At 61.3% G+C, this 2,785-nt stretch carries 3 protein-coding genes and 1 tRNA gene; 2 read left to right on the top strand and 2 right to left on the bottom strand.

Annotation, left to right across the window (positions count from 1 at the left end; all coding sequences use genetic code 11):
- Nucleotides 1-153: 153 nt before the first annotated feature.
- A tRNA-Pro gene (locus tag ACFFAR_RS30195) sits at nucleotides 154-230 on the bottom strand.
- Between the two features lie 76 nt (nucleotides 231-306).
- On the opposite strand from ACFFAR_RS30195, the gene sixA reads away from it, so the two are divergent.
- Together sixA and ACFFAR_RS30185 are read left to right on the top strand one after the other, a co-directional pair.
- A complete protein-coding gene (gene sixA / locus ACFFAR_RS30190; RefSeq protein WP_174365393.1) occupies nucleotides 307-765 on the top strand; it encodes a phosphohistidine phosphatase SixA in 459 nt (152 codons plus the stop codon).
- Between the two features lie 143 nt (nucleotides 766-908).
- Nucleotides 909-1,715 carry a GNAT family N-acyltransferase gene (locus tag ACFFAR_RS30185; protein WP_174365392.1) on the top strand — a complete coding sequence of 269 codons (807 nt, stop codon included), beginning with the start codon at nucleotides 909-911 and terminating at the stop codon, nucleotides 1,713-1,715.
- A gap of 14 nt (nucleotides 1,716-1,729) precedes the next feature.
- Here the strand turns inward: ACFFAR_RS30185 and ACFFAR_RS30180 are convergent.
- Nucleotides 1,730-2,785: exopolyphosphatase (locus tag ACFFAR_RS30180; RefSeq protein WP_375509114.1), on the bottom strand; the 1,056-nt coding region annotated here is incomplete at its 5' end.

The raw sequence follows: 2,785 nt of genomic DNA, 5'->3' as shown, positions 1-2,785 counted from the left end.
CCCGGAAATGATTTGTTGATTTGGAGAGTGAAGCAGGAAGAGTAAACGATATCGGGAATTGGGACCGGACACGACTGCGCGAACGACAATCAAACCGCGCCAGAAATGGCAAAGGGGTCGCGAGTTGAACTCGTGACCCCTTCATGTGTAACGTGGTCGGAGCGAAAGGATTCGAACCTTCGACCCTCTGATCCCAAATCAGATGCGCTACCAGGCTGCGCTACGCTCCGACAAGAGCGAGACTATAGCGTTTTCCTGATACCGGCGCAATCGAAAACGCTTAATACCGTCAAAAGGAGACACCCCATGAACCTCATTCTCTGGCGTCACGCCGAAGCGGAAGATCAGGCTGCGAGCGACCTCGCGCGCCAGTTGACCGGACGCGGCGTCAAGCAGGCACAGGCGGCCGCGAAATGGCTGAAAAGCCGTATCGATGGCGATGCGCTTTTCGTCGTCAGTCCCGCCACCCGCACCATCCAGACGATGGAAACCTTCGGCGACCGCTATCAGGTAGCGAAGGAAATCGCGCCGGGTGCGTCCGCGCAGGCTGTGCTCGATGCCGCGCAATGGCCGCAAGGCGCGGCGGAAACGGTCGTGGTCGTTGGACACCAGCCAACGCTCGGACGCGTTGCAGCCTTGCTGCTGACCGGTCAGGAAGCCGACTGGACCATGAAAAAAGCAGGTATCTGGTGGTTTCAGGGCCGTTCACGCGCGGGCGACAGCCAGATCGTGTTGCGCGCCGTCACGAACCCGGACCTGCTTTAAAGCCGTTCACCGATCAGATCGAGGAGGGAGACCAGCCCACGCACTTCATTGAATCGTCACTGTGATGCCATGCGAGCGTCATTCGCGATACTTACATTGTCGGCTATCGGTAATACGTCAGCCAAATCCACTGGGGATTGTCAATGCAGGAATCGACGACGCACGCTTTCGTGAACCCATCGAATGGTACGAGCGGCCCGGACCGCTTGCCCCGCGCCGCCGAGACGGTGACAGCGCAGCACAGGCTGCGGGTATCCTGGGCGCATTCCGAGGCGGAACTTCGCGAGGCGCAACGCCTGCGATACCGCGTGTTCGCGGACGAAATGGGCGCCCAGTTGAAAGGTCCGGCGGGCCTCGACGTCGATACGTTCGATGCCTTCTGCGACCACTTGCTGGTCCGCGATCTGGACACGCTGGAGGTCGTGGGCACATACCGGGTCTTGCCGCCGCACCAGGCCGCGCGCGCGGGCCGGCTCTACGCCGAAAGCGAATTCGATGTCTCGCGCCTCGCCCACCTGCGCCCGAAGCTCGTCGAAGTCGGCCGCTCGTGTGTCCACGCGGATTATCGAAGCGGCGCGGTCATCATGTCCTTGTGGGGCGGCCTCGCCGCATACATGAAGCAGAACGGCTACGAGACCATGCTGGGTTGCGCGAGTGTATCGATGGCCGATGGTGGCCACTACGCCGCCGATCTCTTCGATGGCATGGAGAAGGACGCGTTGACGGCGCTCGAGTACCGGGCGTTCGCGCACACGCCGCTGCCGGTGCAGGAATTGCGCACGGGCGCGAAAGTCGCGCCGCCGCCGCTCGTCAAAGGTTATCTGCGCTTGGGAGCCAAGATTTGCGGCGCACCGGCGTGGGACCCGGATTTCAACACGGCTGATTTCCTGACGTTGCTGCGCGTATCCGATATCAACGAACGGTACGCGCGGCACTTCATGGCTGACTGAGCGCCGCGCCGGGATCAAACGCCCGTATAAACCACCCGATACGGCTTGCCGATCTTCTCCCACTCGGCCGCCTCCTGCACGAGGCTGTAGTCGGTCAGCGGATTCAGCGACACCCAGTCGTTGGGCAGCTTTACGTCGAACCCGGCGTTTGTCGCCGTCACCTCGATGGCCGGCAAGCCGACATCGGCCCGCCGTCTGCACAGCAGCGCCGCGAGCCGCAGGCAGAACAGCAGCGTCCAGTCAACATCACGCGCGTGGGAAAGCTTGCCAAGCTTGCCCACATGCCCCAGCACGAGACCGGCAAGGCGCGCCTGATCGGTGCGCGAAAAGCCCGGCATGTCGGCGTGACTTGCGATATACGCCGAATGCTTGTGGTACGCGCTGTGCGAAATGGAAAGGCCGATTTCATGCAGCGCTGCAGCCCATCCGAGGAACATCCTGTTCTCGATACGGCGCTCGGCATCGACGGAAGACGCGCCTTCTTCGAGCTGTTCGTAGAAGCTGATGGCGAGCTTCGCGATCCGCTCCGATTGCGCGCCATCGACCGAATAACGGCGCTTGAATCCTTCCACCGTCACGGTACGCATGTCCTGATGCTGCGTGCGGCCAAGCAGGTCGTAAAGCACGCCGAGACGCAACGCGCCGTCGGTGGTATCGACATAATCGATACCCAGTTCCTCGAACACGCCCAGCATGATCGACAAGCCACCGGCCAGCACCGGAATACGGTCGGCCTTCAGTGCGATCAGCTTCAGCCGGTTCACGTTCTCGGCCTTGATCAACGCTTTTTTCAGCCGTTCCAGGCCGCCGCGCGAAATGCCGTGCGTGATGCCGGGGTCGTTGAAACCGTTCGCTTCGATCAACTCGGCGAGCGCGCGCGCCGTGCCCGATGATCCGATCGCCTGGTCCCAGCCGGTCTGTTTGTATTCGCTGGAAATGATCTCGATCTCGCGCTTGGCAGCCAGTTCGGCCTGGCGCATGGAGTATTCATCCACATTGCCAGCGGCAAAGAATTGCCGGCTATGGCTCACACAACCTATATAAAGGCTTTCCATGTGAATGGGCGTGTA

The organism is uncultured Caballeronia sp. (assembly GCF_964243625.1).
GTDB lineage: Bacteria > Pseudomonadota > Gammaproteobacteria > Burkholderiales > Burkholderiaceae > Caballeronia.
Note: the sequence above shows the minus strand (reverse complement) of the source record. Positions and strands in the feature narration are given on the sequence as shown.

What these genes read in the sequence shown, in the direction of transcription:
- sixA (WP_174365393.1), top strand. Translation starts at nt 307, where the DNA reads ATGAACCTCATTCTCTGGCGTCACGCCGAAGCGGAAGATCAGGCTGCG.
- ACFFAR_RS30185 (WP_174365392.1), top strand. Translation starts at nt 909, where the DNA reads ATGCAGGAATCGACGACGCACGCTTTCGTGAACCCATCGAATGGTACG.